The sequence below is a fragment of the Nonomuraea polychroma genome (assembly GCF_004011505.1).
Lineage (GTDB): Bacteria > Actinomycetota > Actinomycetes > Streptosporangiales > Streptosporangiaceae > Nonomuraea > Nonomuraea polychroma.
On the sequence record NZ_SAUN01000001.1, the window covers coordinates 1,838,609 to 1,855,958 of the forward strand.

Sequence of the window (17,350 nt, forward strand, 5' to 3'; positions counted from 1 at the left end):
GTATGCGCATCACCGTTATCGAGCACGAGGCCGAGGCCGGGCTCGGATATCTCGGCGGCTGGCTCGGAGTGGCCTGCGACGTCGTGCGGCCGTACCTCGGCGAGGCGATGCCCGAGCGGGCCGCGGACGGCCTGATCGTGCTCGGCGGTGCGGCGGCGGCCTGGGAGGACGAGCGCAGCCCGTGGCAGCCTGCCACCCGCGACCTGCTGCGCCGCGCCGTGGACGAGGCCACGCCCACGCTCGCCATCTGCCTCGGGGCCCAGCTGCTCACCATGGCCTGCGGAGGCACGGTGGAGCGCGGCGCCGGCGGGCTGGAGGTGGGGGCGTGCGAGGTCGTCGCGCTGCCCGCGGCCGCCTCCGACCGGCTGCTGTCGGGTGTCGGCGCGGCCGTGGCCATCCAGTATCACCAGGACGCCATGACGCGGCTGCCGGACGGGGCGGTGCCGTTGATGACCGGTTCCGCGTACCCGAATCAGGCGTACCGGCTCGGTGAGGCCGCCTGGGCGGTCCAGTTCCATCCCGAGGCCACGCCCGAGATCTTCGCCTCCTGGACGGCCGAGTCGGATCTGGAGGCGGCCGAGGAGCTGAACGCCGAGGTCAAAGCCGCGGAGAGCCGGCTCATCGCGACCTGGCGGCCGGTCGCCCAGGCCTTCGCCGACGTGGTCAGGGCCGCCGCCCGCCCTTCTGCTTGACATTCGCCCGGCGGGGTCTCGTGAGGACGTGGGCCAGCACGTGCACGCCGCCCAGCACCAGCGGGAGCGCCGCCAGTGCCCCCGTCCCCGAACGCACGGGCACCCCGGCCGCCCGGAGCCGGCGCCAGGCCCACACCGAGAACGGGATCACCACCACCGGCGCGGTCGCCGCCCCCGGCGTGTAACCGCGCGTGGCGGCCGCCTGGGCGAGGTGCAGCACGCCGTGCGCGCCGAACCCGGCCAGCGCCGCCTGGAAGACCGGGCTGTGCCCGCCCGTGCGCGCCCCCAGCGCCGCCGCCCCCGCAATCACCCCGCCCATGAGCCCGATGGCCACGTTGACGTGCCGTTGCGGCACCTCCAGCCGCTCCCACGGGACGTCCGGGAAGCGCCGTTCCAGCCGCGGTCGTGCCTTCCGCACCCACCCGGCCATGGTCGCCACTTCCTCCGCGTCGTGCACGGCCCACGCCGCGAGCAGACCCCACGTCACCGTCGCCGGAACCCGTTCCACGTTCACCCTTTCCCACGAAACGCAACGCAACGTTGCGTTCGATGCTACGGCGTCCCACGGGAGTGCTGTCAAGATGGAGAGGTGCCCAGGATCGAATCCACCACCGCGCGTCTCGCCAAGCTCGGCTTCGCCGACGGCGCGAGAGCGGCCCAGCTCATCGGCCAGGCCGGCGCCGACCTGGACGACCTCCTGGAGTCGCTGGTGGACGTGGCCGATCCCGACCTGGCCCTGATCTCCCTGACCCGGCTGATCGAGCGCGAGCCCGCCGTGCTCGGCACCCTGCGCCAGGACGGCGACCTCAAGGCCAGGCTGCTCGCCGTGCTCGGCGTCAGCGCCGCACTGGGGGAGCACCTCGTGCGCCACCCCGGCCAGGTCGCCTGGCTGGCCGAGCCGCAGCTGGGCGAGGCGAGGGCGGAGCTGCTGCGCGCGGTCGGCGCCGACCCGGAAGCACCGGAGCCGGTCGCCGCCGGCGAGAAGGCGCTCGTGGCGCTGCGGGTGGCGTACCGGGGCAGGCTCATGCACCTGGCGGCGCGCGACCTGACCGGCCAGTCCACACTCCAGGAGGTCATGTCCGAGCTGTCCGACCTCGCGGGCGCCGCGCTGGAGGCCGCCCTGGCCATCGCGCGGGCGGAGGTGGACGCGAGCGAGGTACGCCTCGCGGTCGTGGGCATGGGCAAGTGCGGCGCCAGGGAGCTCAACTACATCAGCGACGTCGACGTGATCTTCGTGGCCGAGCCGCAGGAGGGCGCCGACGAGGCCAAGGCGTTGCGTACCGCGACGAGGCTGGCCCAGGCCATGATGCGGGCCTGCACCGCGACCACGCCCGAGGGCTCCCTGTGGGAGGTGGACGCGGGCCTGCGCCCCGAGGGCCGCTCCGGCCCGCTGGTGCGCACGCTCGCCAGCCACCTGGCGTACTACCGGCGCTGGGCCAAGACGTGGGAGTTCCAGGCGCTGCTCAAGGCCCGGCCGGTGGCGGGCGACATGGCGCTGGGCGCGGCCTACGTCGAGGCGGTCAACGACATGGTGTGGTCGGCGGCCACCCGTGAGGACTTCGTCGAGGACGTGCAGGCCATGCGCCGCCGGGTCGAGGCCCACGTGCGCTCCGAGGGGGAGCGGCAGCTCAAGCTGGGCCCCGGCGGCCTGCGTGACATCGAGTTCGCCGTACAGCTGCTGCAGCTCGTGCACGGGCGGCTCGACCCGCTGCTGCGCCGCCGCGCCACGCTGCCCGCGCTCGCCGCGCTCTCCCGCGGCGGGTACGTCGGCCGCGACGACTCGCGCAGCCTGGCCGAGGCGTACTCGTTCCTGCGCCAGGTCGAGCACCTGCTGCAGCTGCACCGGCTGCGGCGCACCCACATCGTGCCCACCGGCGAGAGCGACCTGCGCAGGCTGGGGCGGGCGCTCGGCATGCAGACCGACCCGGTGGGGGAGTTCACGGCCCGGTGGCGGCGGCACGCGATGGAGGCGCGCCGGCTGCACGAGAAACTCTTCTACCGCCCGCTGCTGCAGGCGGTGTCGCGGCTGCAGGAGTCCGAGGCGCGGCTGTCGGCCACCGCCGCGGCCGCCAGGCTGGAGGCGCTCGGCTACGTCGACCCCACCGGGGCGCTGCGCCACATCGGCGCCCTCACCTCCGGGGTGTCCAGGCGGGCCGCGATCCAGCGCACGCTGCTGCCGGTGATGCTGGGCTGGTTCGCCGACACGCCGGATCCGGACGCGGCGCTGCTGGGGTTCAGGCAGGTCAGCGACAAGCTGGGCAGCACGCCGTGGTACCTGCGGCTGCTGCGTGACGAGACGGCGGTGGCCGCCAGGATGGCGCGCGTGCTCGGCACCAGCCGCTACGCGACCGGCCTGCTCATGAACGCGCCCGAAGCGGTCGCCATGCTCGGCTCGGACGACGAGCTCGCCGTGCGGCCACGGGAGTCGCTGCTCGGCGAGGCCTCCGCCGCGGTGTCCAGGTACGTCGGCGGGGACGGTGGCGCGGAGACCGCCGTCGCCGCCGTTCGGGCGCTGCGGCGCAGGGAGTTGTTCCGCATCGCCGTGGCCGACATCTCCGGGCTCGCCGACATCGAGACGGTCGGCGGGGCGCTGTCGTCACTGACCGACGTCACCCTCCAGGCGGCCCTGGACGCCGCGCTCGGCAAGGTCGGCAACGTCACCTCGTTCGCGATCATCGCCATGGGCCGGCTGGGCGGCATGGAGCTCTCCTACGCCAGCGACGCCGACGTCATGTTCGTGCACCAGCCCCTGCCGGGGGTCGAGGAGCGCGAGGCCACGGACGCCGCGTTCGCGGTGGCCAACGAGCTGCGCCGGCTGCTGTCGCTGCCTGCGCCCGACCCGCCGCTGATCATCGACCCCGACCTACGGCCGGAGGGCCGGCAGGGTCCGCTGGCACGCACGCTCGCCTCCTACCGCGCCTACTACTCGCGCTGGTCCTCGCCGTGGGAGTCGCAGGCGCTGCTGCGGGCCCGGTTCTCGGCGGGCGACCCCGAACTGGGCGCGGCGTTCACGCACATGATCGACGAGCTGCGCTACCCGCAGGGCGGGCTGCACGACGACGCGGTCAGGGAGATCAGGCGGCTCAAGGCCCGCATGGAAGCCGAGCGGCTGCCGCGCGGCGCCGACCCCGGCCTGCACACCAAACTGGGCCCCGGCGGCCTGTCCGACGTGGAGTGGGTGGCCCAGCTGCTGCAACTGCGCTACGCGGGCACGCTGCCGTCGCTGCGCACCACGCGCACGCTGGACGCGCTGCGCGCCGCCGTGGCCGAAGAGCTGCTCGCCCCCGCCGACGAGGCCGTGCTGGCCGAGGCGTGGCGCTTCGCCTCCCGCATCAGAGACGCGATCATGCTGGTCAAGGGCCGTCCGGGCGACAGCGTGCCGCGCGACGCGGGCGAGCGCAAGCTGATCGCGCAGACGCTCGGCTACCCGCCCGACGGCTCGGAGGACTTCCTCGACGACTACCGCCGCGTGACCCGGCGGGCACGTGTCGTGGTGGACCGAGTTTTCTACGGGGCTTGATCAAGCATTCCGGTTAGGTGTATCAAGGCGCGGTGTTATCCGTTTACGTGGATCTGGCCCTCGGCCTGGTGGTGTCGTTCCTGCTGCTGTCGCTGCTGGTGAGCGGCGTCAACGAGGCGTTCGTGCGGGTGCTGTCCATCCGCAGCAAGTTCCTGTGGGCCTACCTCAGGGACACCATGGACGGCGCCGACGACAAGAGAGGGTCGTGGTTGCCGGCCAAGGTGCGTGATGTGTTCACCGCGCTGCCGTTCCTGCGCGATCCACGTCCCCGCCACAGCGACCTGCCCGCGCCCGCCGAGGCCGGCGGGATGCCCGAGGAACGAACCGGCGACTCCATGATCAACCTGCTGTACGAGCGGGTGAGGGAGATCGACCACGCCAAACGCGGCCGCACCAGCATCGCCAACATCCCGCCCAGCCGGTTCGCGGTCGCCGTGATGGAGCTGGCGGCGGGGCAGGACGGCGACGTCGAACGGTTCCTGGCCAAGCTGAAGGCCATCGACAGCCCCCTGTACGGCCCCCTCAAGGGCGCCTGGGAGACGGCGCAGCGCGACCTCGACCGGTTCCGGCAGGGCATCGAGACCTGGTTCGACGGCGAGATGCAGCGGTTGTCCATGCTCTACAAGCGCTACGTCAAGTGGGTCGTCGCCGTGCTCGGCCTGCTGGTGACGCTGCTGTTCACGATGGACGGGCTGGAGTACGCCAAGACGCTGCTGCGTGACAACGCCTTCCGCGCCTCGGTGACCGCCGTGGCCGAGGCGGGGCCGGACGCGTACAACGAGCTCAAGGCGCGCTGCACGGGCGAGGACCCGATGCGGTGCGTCACCGAGACGCTCAGCCGGCCCGCCCTGGTCAGGATGCTGGGTCAGGCCCTGGTCAGCGTGTCGATCCCAGAGCAGGGCGACCCGAGTGTGCACTGGAACGGCGGCTCGTGGTGGGACCGGATCAGCACGCCCAGTCACTGGCCCGGGTTCCTGCTGACGTACGTGGCGCTGCTGTTCGGGGCGCCGTTCTGGTGGGACGTGTTCCGCCGCATCACGGGGATCAAGGGGAGGCGCTGAGGTGGAGACCGAACGGCTGATCATGCGCAGATGGCGCGAAGAGGACAGGGAGCCCTTCGCCGCCATGAACGCCGACCCCGAGGTGATGGAGCACTTCCCGGCGACGCTCACCCGCGGGCAGAGCGACGCCATGGTCGACAAGATCGAGCAGCACTTCGACAAGCACGGATACAGCCTGTGGGCCCTGGAGGTACGCGAGAGCGGGCAGTTCATCGGCTTCACCGGGCTGGGCTGGCAGACCTTCGACATGCCGTTCCTGCCCGCCGTGGAGATCGGGTGGCGGCTGGCCCGCCCGGCCTGGGGTCACGGGTACGCCATCGAGGCGGCCAGACGGGCCGTCGAGTACGCCTTCACCGAGGCGGGCCTCGACTCGCTGATCTCCATGACCGCGGTGCGCAACCTGCGCTCCCGGGCGGTGATGGAGCGCCTCGGCATGACGTACGAGACGGACTTCGACCATCCCTGGGTCGCCAAGGGCAGTGCGCTGGTCCCGCACGTCCTCTACCGGCTCAAGCGCGGCGAAGACGCTCAGGTGCTGAGGGCGTAGAGGCCCGCACGGCCCACGCCCGCCGTGCCCGCCTGACGCGCCGCTCGCCATGCCCGCATGCCGAAGCGGATGCGAGTATCGTGATCGGTCCGTGCTCCGTGGCCGCGATCGTGAGGTGACCGTGCGTTTCCAGCATTCCGAGGACATTTGGCGGGACCACCCCGAGCTCGTTCCGGGTGTGATCTTCGTGCGGGGCATCACTGGGGACGTCGCCGTGGACGACCGCTTGGCGACGTTCAGCGAGCTCGCCGCCAAGCGGCTCGCGACCGCCTCGGAAGGCGAAATGCCGGAGATCCAGGCGTGGCGGCGGGCGTTCTCGAAAATGGGGCTCAAGCCGACCCAATACCGGTGCGCGTCGGAGTCCCTGCTGCGCCGCTTCAGGAAGGAAGGCGCCCTGCCGCGCCTGCACCCACTGATCGACCTGTGCAACGCGGTGTCCATCGCGTACGCGATCCCGGTGGCGGTGTTCGACGTCTCCAAGATCGCCGAATACGTGGAGGTCAGATACGCAACGGGCGAGGAGACCTACCTGACCTTCGCCGGCGAGACGGAGCACCCGCCCGCCGGAGAGGTGATCTTCGCGGACGCCGAGGGGAAGGCGCACGCCCGCCGCTGGACCAACCGCCAGAGCGGCCACTCGGCCGTCCGCGACGCGACCACCGACGTCCTGATCGTCGCGGAGGCGCTGCACGGCACCGCCCGGGAGGACGTCGAGTCCCTCGTCGCCACGCTCACTGACGAGCTGACCGCCCTCTGGCAGGCGACGCCCAGGTCGGGGATCCTCAGTCCGTCGGCGCCCGAGTTCACGACGTGATCCCGTACAGGATGGCGTCCGCCAGCGCCTCGGCCTGATCGGCGGGGGAGAACAGGCCCGGGCAGGCCAGCCACGTGGCGGCGGTGCCGTTCACGGAGGTGATGATCGCCAGAGCGGCGGTCTCCGCCGGCACCCCGTCGCGCAGCCCGGCCCCGTCGAGCAACTCCATCAGGCCGCGCTTCCAGCCCTCCATCACGATCTGCTTGTCCCCTAGCCCCGACTCCAGCTCGGGGAACCCCTCGGCGCTGCGCATGGACAGCGCGAACACCTCCCGCAGCGTCGCATCCCGCTCCAGCGCGGTGAAGAACGTCACCAGGAAGCGCCGCATCCGCTCCATCACCGGCCCGTCGCCGTCGAGCGCCCCCCAAACAGGCGCGGCCGCCTCCGCCCACAGTTCACTGCTCGTTGCCAGGTAAGCGCGGCCTTGTCCTGGAAATGGTGGTAGGCGGCCCCGTCCATGGCGGGGGAGACGGCCGCCGCGCTGGTGGCGGCGGCCCACGACCGGGGCAGGCTCGTCGTCGCCCATGCCCTCACAGCCGAGAGCGCCCGCCAGGCCGTACGGGCGGGGCGCGGACGTGCTCGGCCACGTGTTCGTCGACCGCTCAGACCCTTCGCTCGCCTACGAGCTGGGTGATACGGCGGTGGTGCCGACCCTGGCCGTGCTGGGCGCGTTGTTCGGCCGGGGAGTGGGAGGAAAGGCCCTGGCCGCGGACCCACGGGTGTCGCCGTACCTGACCGAAGGCTCCCGCCGGATGCTCACCATGGGCCCGTACCTGCTGGGGGAGGGCGCCCGCCATGACCCGGGCGCGGCGACCCGCACCGTCGCGGAACTCCGGGACGCCGGCGTGACGCTGCTCGCCGGATCCGACGCCTCCAATGTCGGCACCGCCCACGGTGCAACCCTCCATCAAGAGCTCTCCCTGCTCGTGGCGGCCGGCCTCAGTCCGCGCGAGGCCCTCGCCGCCGCCACCTCTGCCCCCGCCGACCGTTTCGCCCTGAAGGACCGGGGCCGCATCGCCCCCGGCCTGCGCGCCGACCTCCTGCTGGTGGACGGCGACCCTACGGCGCACATCGGCGCCACGCTCGACATCGCCGGCGTGTGGCTGGCAGGCCGCCGGCTGCCGGGCAGATGACCCCGCCGAATCGCGACAGCAAATCCACCGGAAAACCGATTCGGCGGAAAAGCAGGCGAAACAAATGCGTAACCTCCGCTCGAATTCGAGGTGAACCAGAGCTTCACACCTCGTGAAGCAGATCTGCTGCTCAACCCCTTGTCCGTGGCTCTGGCCAGGGTTAGAACAGACTGACCGGCGCATGCCGCCGATATTCACATTTCCCATCGGGAAGGTTTTTCGAATTGTCTCGGGAAACTCTGCGCGGCGGCCGCGTGGTCATTGTCGGAGGCGGCGTGATCGGCACCTCGATCGCTTTTCATCTGAGCGAGCGCGGATATCGCGACGTGACGGTGATCGAGCGCGGGCTCGCCGGGGAGGGCGCCACCGCCTACGCCACCGGTGGCATCAGGCAGCAGTTCTCCTCGCGGGTGAACATCGAGCTCGTACGGCGGTCGCTGCCGTTCTGGCTGGACTTCGCCGGGCGCACCGGGTTGCCGCTGGACTTCCGGCAGCACGGCTACCTGTTCCTGATCTCCGACCCCGCCATGCTCGCCGCCTTCGAAGCCAACGCGCGGCTGCAGCGCTCGCTCGGCGTCGAGGTGGAGGTGCTCGATCCGCACCAGGCCGCGGAGCTGTTTCCCGGCATCCGGACCGACGACCTGGCCGGCGCGACCTACACGGCCGGCGACGGCTCCGCCTCGCCGAGCGACGCCGTGGCAGGCTACCTGGGCGGGGCCCGGCGGCAGGGGGTGGAGCTGCGGCAGCGTACCGAGTTCCTGGGGCTGCTCACCGATGCCGGCGGCGCGGTGCGCGGAGCTCGCACCAGCGCGGGAGACATCGAGGCCGAGCTGGTGGTGATGGCCGCCGGCCCGCAGGCGCGGGGGGTCGGCCGGCTGTGCGGGGTGGACATCCCCGTCTCTCCCCATCCCCGCCAGGCGTTCGCCACCACCCCCCTCGACGGCCTGCACGGAGACCTTCCCTTGGTGGTCGACCTCGCCACCGGCGCCTACGTGCATCCGGAGCCTGCCGGCACGGCCATCGTGGGCGGAAACGACCGGGACGCGCCCAGCAGCGACGTCGCCACCGTGGACTGGTCGCGCGTCGACTCGCTCGCTGCCGCGCTCTCGCACCGCTTCCCCGCACTCGACGGGCTGGAGATCGTGCGCGGCTGGGCCGGTCTGCGCGAGATGACCGCCGACGACCACGCGATCGTCGGCCCCGTCCACGAGTTTCCCGGTCTGTGGGTCGCGGCGGGCTTCTCCGGTCACGGCTTCATGCAGTCACCGGCCGTCGGCGCCGCCCTGGCGCAGTGGTGGCTGGAGGGCGCGCCCCCGCTGGATCTCACGCCGCTGCGCCCCTCGCGGTTCGCCGACCACCTGACGCCTGAGCTGGAGACGGCCGTCTTCTAGGTCCTTGGAGGTTTTCGTTGACCACCGACAACAGCGGGGCTGACCTGCTGGTCGAGGCGCTGGTACGGCACGGCGTGGACACGATCTTCGGTGTCCCCGGGCGTGGTGCTGTACGACGTGCTCACCCGCCACACCGGCCACCTGCGGCACATCCTCGCGAGGGACGAGCGGCACGCGGGCTACATGGCCGACGGTTACGCCAGAACCCACCGGCGGATCGGCGTCTGCGAGGCCTCCAGCGGCGCCGGCGCGGTGTACCTGGCGGGCGGGCTCGGCGAGGCGTACGCCGGGAGCGTGCCGGTGCTCGCGATCACCAGCGACATCCACCGGCGCAGCCGCGGCTCCGGGGCGATCACCGAGATCGACCAGGAGGCGCTGTTCAGCGGGGTCACCAAGTGGCGGGCCGCCGCGGAGCGCGCGGCCGACATCCCCACACTGGTGGCGGAGGCCATCGCGGCCGCGACCACCGGCCGGCCAGGACCCGTCGCCCTGATCGTCGAGCACGCGGCGATCCCGGTGGCCACCACGATCCACGGCAAGGGCGCCGCCCCCGAAGACCACGTACGGGTGCCCGAGCACAAGGATTCCCCGCCCCCGGTCGCGCCCTGGCAGGCCGTGCTCACCGGCAGGTCGAACACCCGGCCGTTCTACTGACCCGACCCATCCCCCCGCCGCGAGTAACTCCTGGAAGGATCCGACCATGGCAGCAGAAGCGCTACCGGCGACCTCGCCCGCCGCCCCGGCGCTGTCCCACTCGACCGCGATGCGCGCCGCGCGCGCGAGCTTCACCGGCACCGCGATCGAGTGGTACGACTACTTCCTCTACGGCAGCGCGGCTGCCGTGGTCTTCCCCACCGTCTTCTTCGCCGAGCTGGGTGACACCGCGAGCGTCCTGGCCTCACTGGCCAGCTTCGGCGTCGCGTTCTTCTTCCGGCCCCTGGGCGGCATCCTGTTCGGCCATCTGGGCGACCGGCTCAGCCGCAAGCAGGCCCTGGTGACCACCCTGCTGCTGATGGGACTGGGAACCTTCGCGATCGGCTGCCTGCCGACGGCCGGGCAGGTCGGCCTGCTCGCCCCGATCCTGCTGATCGTGCTGCGCATGATCCAGGGCGTCGGCCTCGGCGGCGAGTGGGGCGGCGCGGCACTGCTCGTCGTCGAGACCGCCCCGGCACGACGCCGGGGGCTCTACGCCTCGGCCTGCCAGCTCGGCGTGCCCGCCGGTCAGCTGGCGTCCTCCGGGATGCTGGCCCTGTTCGCCCTGCTGCCGGAAGAGGACTTCCTGGGCTGGGGCTGGCGAGTGCCGTTCCTGTTCAGCGGGGTCCTCGTGATCGTGGGCCTCTACATCCGCGCGAGGCTCCCCGAGCCACCCGAGTTCCAGGCGATCAAGGAAGCCAACGAGCAGCCGAAGCTGCCGATCGCCGAGGTGCTCCGCCACGCGAAGAAGCCGACCCTCTTGCTGATCTTCGTCCAGGCCGCGGCCACCATCGGCTACTACCTGTTCACCGTGTACTCGCTGTCCTACGTCAAGAACACCCTGCACCTGCCTCAATCGTGGGCCCTGACCGGGGTGCTCATCGGGGCGGCGATCCTGCTGTTCGCCATGCCGGCATGGGCGGCTCTGTCGGACCGCGTGGGACGCCGCCCCGTGTACTTCGCGGGAACGTTGTTCATCGCGCTGTTCGTGGTGCCGTTCTTCTGGCTCCTCGACACCCGGGACCCGGTCTTGATCGCGCTGGCGATCGTGCTGGCGCTGGTCTTCGGGTACGGCCCGACCGGCGCACTCAACAGCGCCCTTTACGCTGAGCAGTACCCGACGCGCTACCGGTACACCGGCGCCTCGGTCGCCTACCAGTTCTCCAGTGTCGTGGCGGGCGCACCGGCCGCGCTCGTGGCGAGCGCCCTCGTGGCGACCACCGGGACCAGCCTGTCGGTGGCCTGGTACGTGATCGGCGCCGCGGTCGTCTCGCTGGCATGCATCGCGGCGCTGACGGAGACCAGCCGGGCACCTCTGACCAAGGAGTGAGCATGGCCGACATCGGGATCGTCATGCTGGACAACCGCATCCCCCGCCCGCCCGGGGACGTGGGCAACGCGGCCAGCTTCCCGTTCCCTGTCGCCATGGCGGTGAGCATCGGGGCGGGCACGCGCCAGGTGGTCGAGAACCACGCCGCCGGGCTGCTGCCCGCCATCACCGCCACGGTCAAGGAACTGGCCGATGGCGGCGCGCCGGCCGTGACGACCTGCTGTGGCTTCCTCGCGGTGTTCCAGCAGGAGCTCGCCGACTCGGTGGAGGTTCCGGTGGCCACCTCCAGCCTGCTGCAGGTTCCGCTGGTGCTCCAGACGCTCCGCCAGGACCAGGCGCTCTGCGTGCTCACCGCCAACGCGGCCACGCTGACCGACGCCCACCTGCGGGCGGTAGGCATCGGCGCGGACCTGCGGCCACGAGTCCACCTCGCAGGCCTGGAACGCACCGAGCACCTCTACCCGGTGCTCACCGGGGAGATCGAGAACCTCGACGTCGCTCGTGCGGAGGGCGAGGTGGTGGCGGTGGCGCGAGCCGCGACGGGGGAGCGGCCGGAGATCGGCGCCTTCGTGTTCGAGTGCACCAACCTGCCGCCCTACGCCGCGGCGGTGCGGGCCGCCACCGGGCGGCCGGTCTGGGACGCGCTGAGCCTCATCGGCTGGCTGCGTGCGGGGGTCAGGGGCTCGTGCTGAACATGGTCCACCTGCAGACGCTGCAGGCCGTGCTGGAGACCGGCTCCCTGAGCGGGGCGGCGAAGGAACTCGGCTACACCACGTCGGCCGTGTCGCAGCAGATCGCGACCCTGGAACGGGCACTCGGCGTGCGGTTGTTCGAACGCGGGCCGCGCAACCTGTGGCCGACCCCCGCCGCCGTCCAGATGGGACGGCATGCCGCCGCGATCCTGTCCCGGCTCGGCGAGGCAGAGCAGGACATCCGCGGCTACGCGGGCGGCCGGCGGGGACGCCTGCGCGTCGCCGCGTTCGCGACGGTCGGCGCGCAGGTGCTGCCCAAGGCGCTGGCCCGGCTCGTCGCCCGCTTCCCCGAGGCGGAGCTGACCTTGCAGTACGACGGCGGACCGCCCGAGGTGGCGCAGGCGGTGTGCGAGGGCCGGGCGGATCTCGGCCTGATCTTCGAATACGATCTCGTCCCCGAATCCGTCCCCGGTGAGCTGCACACGTGCCCCATCCTCGAGGAGGAGCTCGTCGTGATCTGCGGCCGCCGGCAGCGGACCCGCGACGAGTTCCACGTCGACCTCGCGGAATTGTCGGACGCGATCTGGGTGGCCAATCGGGAAGATTCTCCCGGTTACGAGAATCTGCTGCGGCTGTGCGCGCAGTCCGGGTTCAAACCCGAGATCAGATTCACCAGCAACGATTTCGACGTCATCCGGGGAATCGTCCGGGAGAACCTCGGCGTGGCGCTCGTGCCGGCCCTCGCGCTCGGGATCGACCGTGCCATCACCATGCGGCGCATGCGCTCGGACGGCCCCCGCCGGAAGGTGCTGGCCGCCTATCGGACGACCGATCCCAACCCGTTGGTGCCCGCGGCCGTCGATGCGATCCGGGAAGCCGCGGAGGATTTCGTCAACTGGACCACCCAGGCATTCGGCGTCCGCGTGGACCCTCCGCTCGCCGCAACCCTCAAACACACCTAGCTCCCGTGCGGGTCAGTGGTAGAGGGCTGATCGGGCGGCATCTCTGATGGTCCCGGCCACGCGGTAGGCGGCTTGCTCCAGCTCCGGCTGGATCTTCTCCACTTCCGCCGCCCCTACCCGTCCCTCCACGTACGGCAACTGCCGCACCCGTTCCATCCGCAGGTACGTCGGCGGATGCGTGCGATCCACGCGGGACTTCTGCTCGCGTGCGGCTTGGCGGCGACGCTCGAGCTCCTCATCCGGGACGGCGGCCACACTGGCCTGCAGTTTGTCCCACAGGTCCGATGCCCCTGCGACGATCAGGCTCAGTTCCAGGAAATTCTCGGCCGACGGCACGCGGGTGGTCAGCGCATCGAGGGTCGAGGCCATGGCCCGCGAGCCCGCAACGTGCGCGCCCCATTCGTCCGCCCGGTACTCGGCACGCTGCGACGAGCGGTACAACAGCAGCTCCAACGCAAAGATGAGTACCCGCACGGGAAGACCGGCCAGCGCCACCAAGGCTTCGGCGAAGAGATGGACCAGACCGTCATCCTCATGCCAGTCAAACCTGGTCATCTCGCGCAGTTCCCTGAGGGAGTGCAGCGCGCTGCCCACGAAGAGCCCGTGCCTGGCGTCGCCGTTGCTGGAATGGGCCATCTCATGCGCGAGAACCGCGACGCGCTCCTGCGGTGTGAGGATCAGCCAGAGTGGATAACCGATCACCAGCAAGCGCCGGCTCCGCCATCCGTAGGTGCTGAACTCCGCGTTCACCATGCCGCCGAGGGCCACGACGTCCGTTCTCGGCGCTCCCACCCCAGCGCCGATCCGGTCGAGCAGAGCGTACAGGTTCGGGGCTTCCTCGCGGGTCAGGGACTGGATGTCGGCGGGGAAGCGGGAGGCGCGGGGGCGGACCAGCCAGGCGAGGCCGACGGCCACGACGCCGACGAAGAAGGCGAAGAGCGTCATACGGGACAGCAGGTACACGCCGACGATGAGGAAGGCCGGGCCGAGGAGGTGAACCAGGCACGCCAAGGCATAGGAGGCGATGCGTGCCAGGCCTACAGATAAGCCGGACGGCGAGGATGATTCAAGGGACATGCCACAACAACGTGCCAGAGCGCGGACACGCCAGGATTACGATCTAGGCCTGACGCCCGTGCGCTGACCGTGCTGTCCGTTGTGATCAACGCCCCGCGGCTGGTCCGCTAGGGCTTGCCCTGGGACAGCGGCAGGCGGACCCTCCGCTCGCCGCAACCCTCAAATCCACCTAGCTCCCATGCAAGCGCCCGGCGACCGACCCGGTGGGCGCCGAAACCGGAACGTGACGAGACGCGAAGGGCCCCGGACCACGTTCGGATCCCGGGCCGTTTCGTCAGGTCGGGCTACACGTCGTAGGTGTGACATATACAGTGCGCTGGCCAGGCAATCCCTTGATCGTTAAGGGGCCTGTTCGGTCCCTGTTCGGTCGTCCGGGCCCTCGGGCCGGAACGCCGCGTCGATCGCTTTGCGGGTCCGTCCATCACTGCCAGGCATCAGGTGCGTGTACGTCCGCAGCGTGTACCCAGGGTCCTGGTGCCCAAGGTACTCGGCCAACGCCTTGACGGACTCGCCGGCGTCGAGCAGCACGCTGGCGAAGTAGTGCCGCAGCGCGTGCATGCCGTGCTTCCGATTCGCCTGGTTGCGACGCCCCGGAATTGGGGCGGGCCGATCCTTGGAGATCACACCTACCCGCTCAAGGGCAGGCTTCCAGATGAACTCGTTGATGTAATAGGGCAGCCGCAGATCGTGCTCAGGGCTTGGTGATCGCCCATGCGGAGCGGTAGGCCCGTACGTGTGGTCCGTACGTACGCGCGTTAAAGGGGTACGGCCACCGCTGTGATCATTCAGGTGTGATGGAACTGAAGATCATGCGATGGCCGTGTTGGTCAGCGTAGAGCACTTTGACGCGGCCCGTCTGCAGTCGGGTCTGGATGACGCGTTCGCCCAGGTCGCGGGGCGGTTCAAGCGGCGAGAGGTCCGGCTTCGCGCCCGCTCGTGCGTCGAGGGTCTGCTGTCGGGTCTGGAGCGCAAGAACGGCTGGACACTGGCCGAATATGCCGGTGACCGCACGCCGGATGGGATGCAGCGGCTGTTCAACGCGGCGGTGTGGGACGAGCACAGGGTCCGTGACGACATCCGCAACTATGTGCTCGCCTCTCTGGGCCACCCCGGCGGGGTCCTGGTCGGCGACGACACCGGGTTTGAGAAGGCCGGCATCTGCTCGGCCGGGGTGCAGCGCCAGTACACCGGCACCGCGGGGAAGATCACCAACTGCCAGATCGGTGGTGCGACGCGAGGTCGCACGCTGTGAGTGGTTGCGTAGGGAGGAGGTCGGCATGGCGCCGATGACGTAACCCGGGCCAGTGTCCAAGGCCCGTCCCCTCCTCGACATGCGTCGCTGGTAACGGCGGGGTGTGAAGCTCGGGGAAGAAGCCCAAGATCCCTCGTTCCATCCGGGGGCGACAGGCAAGGGGAAGACCGGACGGGTGAAGCTCACTGAACCCTCAACGATGCTCCGTGATGGCAAGCCTCGCCGATGGGAAGCAGTAGCGGGGTGCAGGACTGGCCGTTGAGAAGCGGCAGGTGCCGGTCGAAGACACCGAGTCGACCGGGAGGACACCACCGTCGCGGAGTAATGAGGGCGCCCACCTCGGTCGCATCTCATACGTGCGGAACGCGACAACCCCGTTGGGGTCCAGACCCATTGGTCAGGTCAGCCGACCGTAAGGAAGGCCCAGCTCCCCAGCGGGTGCAGGACGGCCCAAGAAGCTAACGCCGGCCGCCGAAAGGCAGCAGGAAACCGGGACACAGAATCGGCACCTCCGCCGAGTCCCGCATAACTGGCCGGATACGGGCGGCTGCCCGGACCCGAAAGGGTGCTGACGTGGGCCGGGTGAGCCTGTGAAGAACTCGACCGAACAGGAACCGGAACCGATGGACAAGTTAGACACCGCGACGGTCATACCCGCTGCCGATCTGGCTGCGACCAGCACCGCTGCGGTGAACGGACCGGAGGACACGCCGCTCGACTGGGATGCCATCGACTGGCGGGACCAGGAAGAGTCAGTACGGCGACTGCGGCAGAGAATCTTTACGGCATCGCAGGCAGGGGACCTCAAAAGGGTCCGCAACTTGCAGAAACTGATGCTCCGTTCCTGGTCCAACACGCTGGTCAGCGTGCGACGGGTGACGGAGATCAACGCAGGACGCAAGACGGCCGGGATCGACGGTCAGGTCGTCCTGACCGCCTGGGGCAAAGCGGAACTGGCCCACCGGGTCCAGCACCGGGCAAGCCCAGGCACGGCCCGGCCCGTCAAGCGGATGTACATTCCCAAGCCAGGCGGCAAGAGACGCCCACTCGGCATTCCCGTGATCCTGGACCGGGTCGAGCAAGCCCGGGTCTCCCAGGCACTGGAGGAGTGGGAGGCGCGGTTCGAGCCGAAGTCGTACGGCTTTCGGCCCGGCCGCAGCTGTCAGGATGCGATCGCAGCGATCTACTGGACGGCCAAGGGCAGCAAGGCCCGCCGCCGGTGGGTCCTGGACGCGGACCTGGCAGCGGCGTTCGACCGCATCGACCACGACCACCTTCTCCAGCAACTGGGCACGTTCCCCGCGCGGGGAAAGATCGGGCAGTGGCTGCGAGCGGGTGTGGTCGAGGAAGGCCGGTTCACGCCGACCGAGGAGGGAACTCCTCAAGGCGGAGTGATCAGCCCCGTGCTCTTGAACATCGCCCTGCACGGGATGGAGATGGCTGCGGGAGTCCGGTACCGGCAGACCGGCCGTCGTGCCGGTGACACCATGCCGGGCTCCCCGCTGCTGGTGAGATACGCTGACGATCTTGTCGCCCCCTGCCATTCACGGGAACAGGCCGAGCAGGTCAAGGCCCGCCTTGCCGAGTGGCTGAGGCCGAAAGGACTGATCTTCAACGAGGACAAGACGCGCGTCGTCCACCTCGAAGAGGGCTGTGACTTCCTCGGTTTCACCATCCGCCGCTATCACGGCAAGCTGCTGATCAAGCCCAGCCGCGAGGCCGTCAGACGGATCCGGAACAGGATGCGCGCCGAGGTGCGGTCCCTGCACGGGGCCAACGCCGCGCCGCCCATGCGGTGGGCTCGTCGCGCCGCTCGATGGCCATGGGGATCCCGATGCTGACGGCTGGCCCTAGGACGATCATGCCCTTGTTGGCGACGCGCCAGATCAGGCCCTGCTCCTTGAGTTCCTTCATTGACCTGGTGATGACGTGCGCGCCGACGCCGTAGGTCTCTTTCAGTACGGCGGTGTGGGGGAGTGGTTCCCCCGCCGGGTAGGTGCCGTCGAGGATTTGGTCCGGAGGTCGTGCAGGACCTCGGGATACCTCACGACGGGCGCGGGCAGGAAGGCTCTGGTCGCACGTGTCCGACCTCAACCCCATGGTGCAGGCCTGGGGCAGCGATGGAACGTCGCGCCATCGGGCACGCCTAGCGCGAAGCCAAGGGGAGCGGCGCATTCCCGCAAGGG

Annotated in this window: 17 protein-coding genes and 1 pseudogene; 13 read left to right on the top strand and 5 right to left on the bottom strand. The window is 70.5% G+C overall.

Annotated elements, in window-relative coordinates:
• The first annotated feature begins 2 nt into the window (after positions 1 to 2).
• On the top strand, positions 3 to 692 hold the full coding sequence (locus tag EDD27_RS08050) for a type 1 glutamine amidotransferase (RefSeq protein WP_127931809.1): 690 nt from the start codon (positions 3 to 5) through the stop codon (positions 690 to 692).
• Here EDD27_RS08050 and EDD27_RS08055 read toward each other — a convergent pair.
• Positions 664 to 1,200 (bottom strand): HXXEE domain-containing protein, encoded by a 537-nt coding sequence (locus EDD27_RS08055; RefSeq protein ID WP_241563912.1) that lies wholly within the window; start codon positions 1,198 to 1,200, stop codon positions 664 to 666. The genes EDD27_RS08050 and EDD27_RS08055 overlap by 29 nt on opposite strands.
• 81 nt (positions 1,201 to 1,281) lie before the next feature.
• On the opposite strand from EDD27_RS08055, the gene EDD27_RS08060 reads away from it, so the two are divergent.
• From EDD27_RS08060 to EDD27_RS08075, 4 genes are all read left to right on the top strand, one after another.
• Positions 1,282 to 4,212 carry a bifunctional [glutamine synthetase] adenylyltransferase/[glutamine synthetase]-adenylyl-L-tyrosine phosphorylase gene (locus EDD27_RS08060; protein WP_127931810.1) on the top strand — a complete coding sequence of 977 codons (2,931 nt, stop codon included), beginning with the start codon at positions 1,282 to 1,284 and terminating at the stop codon, positions 4,210 to 4,212.
• Positions 4,213 to 4,244: 32 nt separating this feature from the next.
• Positions 4,245 to 5,273: a hypothetical protein gene (locus EDD27_RS08065; protein WP_164903533.1), complete on the top strand. Its 1,029-nt coding sequence runs from the start codon at positions 4,245 to 4,247 to the stop codon at positions 5,271 to 5,273.
• Position 5,274: 1 nt separating this feature from the next.
• Positions 5,275 to 5,820, top strand: a complete 546-nt coding sequence (locus tag EDD27_RS08070) for a GNAT family N-acetyltransferase (protein ID WP_241563913.1) — start codon at positions 5,275 to 5,277, stop codon at positions 5,818 to 5,820.
• A 121-nt stretch (positions 5,821 to 5,941) separates the two neighbouring features.
• Complete coding sequence (locus tag EDD27_RS08075) at positions 5,942 to 6,634, top strand: B3/B4 domain-containing protein (RefSeq protein WP_127931812.1); 693 nt, start codon at positions 5,942 to 5,944, stop codon at positions 6,632 to 6,634.
• Here EDD27_RS08075 and EDD27_RS08080 read toward each other — a convergent pair.
• The gene (locus EDD27_RS08080; RefSeq protein ID WP_127931813.1) at positions 6,624 to 7,160 is read right to left on the bottom strand and encodes a hypothetical protein; all 537 of its coding nucleotides are present in this window, start codon (positions 7,158 to 7,160) and stop codon (positions 6,624 to 6,626) included. The genes EDD27_RS08075 and EDD27_RS08080 overlap by 11 nt on opposite strands.
• Between EDD27_RS08080 and EDD27_RS08085 the strand changes: the two genes are divergently transcribed.
• From EDD27_RS08085 to EDD27_RS08110, 6 genes are all read left to right on the top strand, one after another.
• Positions 7,159 to 7,767 carry an amidohydrolase family protein gene (locus EDD27_RS08085; protein ID WP_127931814.1) on the top strand — a complete coding sequence of 203 codons (609 nt, stop codon included), beginning with the start codon at positions 7,159 to 7,161 and terminating at the stop codon, positions 7,765 to 7,767. The two genes, EDD27_RS08080 and EDD27_RS08085, sit on opposite strands and share 2 nt — an antisense overlap.
• A 224-nt stretch (positions 7,768 to 7,991) precedes the next feature.
• On the top strand, positions 7,992 to 9,158 hold the full coding sequence (locus EDD27_RS08090; RefSeq protein WP_206641310.1) for an NAD(P)/FAD-dependent oxidoreductase: 1,167 nt from the start codon (positions 7,992 to 7,994) through the stop codon (positions 9,156 to 9,158).
• A gap of 90 nt (positions 9,159 to 9,248) precedes the next feature.
• The gene (locus EDD27_RS08095; protein ID WP_164903534.1) at positions 9,249 to 9,812 is read left to right on the top strand and encodes a thiamine pyrophosphate-binding protein; all 564 of its coding nucleotides are present in this window, start codon (positions 9,249 to 9,251) and stop codon (positions 9,810 to 9,812) included.
• 46 nt (positions 9,813 to 9,858) lie between these two features.
• Positions 9,859 to 11,181, top strand: a complete 1,323-nt coding sequence (locus tag EDD27_RS08100) for an MFS transporter (protein ID WP_127931817.1) — start codon at positions 9,859 to 9,861, stop codon at positions 11,179 to 11,181.
• 2 nt (positions 11,182 to 11,183) lie between these two features.
• Positions 11,184 to 11,873 (top strand): aspartate/glutamate racemase family protein, encoded by a 690-nt coding sequence (locus EDD27_RS08105; RefSeq protein WP_164903535.1) that lies wholly within the window; start codon positions 11,184 to 11,186, stop codon positions 11,871 to 11,873.
• 2 nt (positions 11,874 to 11,875) lie between these two features.
• Complete coding sequence (locus EDD27_RS08110; protein ID WP_241564784.1) at positions 11,876 to 12,835, top strand: LysR family transcriptional regulator; 960 nt, start codon at positions 11,876 to 11,878, stop codon at positions 12,833 to 12,835.
• A 12-nt stretch (positions 12,836 to 12,847) separates the two neighbouring features.
• On the opposite strand, the gene EDD27_RS08115 is transcribed toward EDD27_RS08110, so the two are convergent.
• On the bottom strand, positions 12,848 to 13,912 hold the full coding sequence (locus EDD27_RS08115) for a M48 family metallopeptidase (protein ID WP_127931820.1): 1,065 nt from the start codon (positions 13,910 to 13,912) through the stop codon (positions 12,848 to 12,850).
• A 339-nt stretch (positions 13,913 to 14,251) separates the two neighbouring features.
• Positions 14,252 to 14,470, bottom strand: a complete 219-nt coding sequence (locus tag EDD27_RS08120; protein WP_206641311.1) for a tyrosine-type recombinase/integrase — start codon at positions 14,468 to 14,470, stop codon at positions 14,252 to 14,254.
• Between the two features lie 256 nt (positions 14,471 to 14,726).
• Here EDD27_RS08120 and EDD27_RS08125 point away from each other — a divergent pair.
• Together EDD27_RS08125 and EDD27_RS08130 are read left to right on the top strand one after the other, a co-directional pair.
• Positions 14,727 to 15,137: pseudogene (locus EDD27_RS08125) on the top strand (transposase); the annotation flags it as partial.
• Between the two features lie 650 nt (positions 15,138 to 15,787).
• Positions 15,788 to 17,005, top strand: a complete 1,218-nt coding sequence (locus EDD27_RS08130) for a reverse transcriptase domain-containing protein (RefSeq protein ID WP_127931823.1) — start codon at positions 15,788 to 15,790, stop codon at positions 17,003 to 17,005.
• Here the strand turns inward: EDD27_RS08130 and EDD27_RS58570 are convergent.
• Positions 16,887 to 17,339 (bottom strand): GntR family transcriptional regulator, encoded by a 453-nt coding sequence (locus EDD27_RS58570; protein WP_127931824.1) that lies wholly within the window; start codon positions 17,337 to 17,339, stop codon positions 16,887 to 16,889. The genes EDD27_RS08130 and EDD27_RS58570 overlap by 119 nt on opposite strands.
• Positions 17,340 to 17,350: the final 11 nt, after the last annotated feature.